Annotated in this window: 2 protein-coding genes; both read right to left on the reverse strand. The window is 57.9% G+C overall.

From position 1 onward, the window contains the following. Positions 1-33: 33 nt before the first annotated feature. A complete protein-coding gene (locus FHT71_RS31185; protein ID WP_183723315.1) occupies positions 34-192 on the reverse strand; it encodes a hypothetical protein in 159 nt (52 codons plus the stop codon). A gap of 52 nt (positions 193-244) precedes the next feature. Next, positions 245-1,141, reverse strand: coding sequence for an NAD(P)-dependent oxidoreductase (locus FHT71_RS31190; protein WP_183723314.1), 897 nt, complete (start codon positions 1,139-1,141; stop codon positions 245-247). Positions 1,142-1,145 lie beyond the last annotated feature (4 nt).

Genomic DNA, 1,145 nt, shown 5'->3' on the forward strand with positions numbered 1-1,145 from the left:
GGTTCTATCGTCATGTTCGCTTCCTTGCTCCGCTCAGAAACCGCCCACGTGCAGCGGCTTGTAGGGGACTTCAAGCTTCTTGATGTCATCGGTGGTGAGTTCGAGGTCGTCCGTCTGCTTGCCGAAGGACATGCAACCGAAGCAGATACGGCTGACTTCAAGCCCGGTTTTGCCAAGTCTCACGGTCTCCATGATCTTTCCTCCGAGTTGATGATTGGCGGTAGCCGCGATGCGCCTTGCGACATCACCGGCCGGACACGTATTTCCGCCAGTTGTGTTCTTCCTTGAAACCGAGAACCTCACGAATCTTCCGGTTCGAGAGAGGCGCTTCGAATTCGCCGAGCTCTCGAACGATGGGCGTGTTCGGCGCCCATCGACTGAGGAAATCACGCGTCGGTTCAGTCGCCGTGATGGTGTCGTTGACGGCGTTGAAAACCTGGAAGCCAAGTCCGTCGACCTGCAGGCAAAGGTCAACGATCTGCCCCAGATCACGGGCATCAATGTAACTCCAGGCGTTGCGCTTGCGCGATGCTGGATCGGCAAGGAAACCGGGAAAACGGTCGTATTCATGTGGTTCGATGACGTTGGCGATCCGCAAGGCGTAGATGTCGATCCCGCTTCGCATCGCAAACGCGCGGGCCGTCTTCTCGTTGACGACCTTGGACAGGCCATAGCTGTCCATCGGGTCGATGTCATAGTCTTCTTCGAGCGGGAATGAATGGAAATCCTTGTCGCCCTCGGCAAAACAGACGCCGTAGGTCGTTTCGCTCGATGCGATGATCACCTTGCGGATGCCCAGCTTCACCGCGGCCTCGATGACGTTGTAGGTCGAGATCGCATTGACCGCGAAGGTCTGGTTGTCGGGCTTGAGCAGCAGGCTCGGGATGGCTGCGAAATGGACGACGGCATCAACCTTGGCCGGTCCGCCTCCCGTCTGCAGCTCCTCGCCGTTGAAATGCATCGACAAAGCGTTGAAGGTCTGGCCGCCATCGGTCAGATCCGTAATCAGCGTCTGCACGCCGGGGCAGTTCAACGGAACGAGGTCAAGGTTGCGGACCTTGTGTCCCTTGTTTTGCAGATAGGGAACGGCATGGCGGCCGGCCTTGCCGCTTCCACCGGTAACTACGATCCGCTTGCTCATTTGA

Origin of the sequence: Rhizobium sp. BK060, assembly GCF_014193145.1 — a bacterium.
Classification (GTDB): Bacteria; Pseudomonadota; Alphaproteobacteria; order Rhizobiales; family Rhizobiaceae; genus Rhizobium.

Coding starts and splice junctions, on each gene's coding strand:
- FHT71_RS31185 (WP_183723315.1), bottom strand. CDS start 192: ATGGAGACCGTGAGACTTGGCAAAACCGGGCTTGAAGTCAGCCGTATC.
- FHT71_RS31190 (WP_183723314.1), bottom strand. CDS start 1,141: ATGAGCAAGCGGATCGTAGTTACCGGTGGAAGCGGCAAGGCCGGCCGC.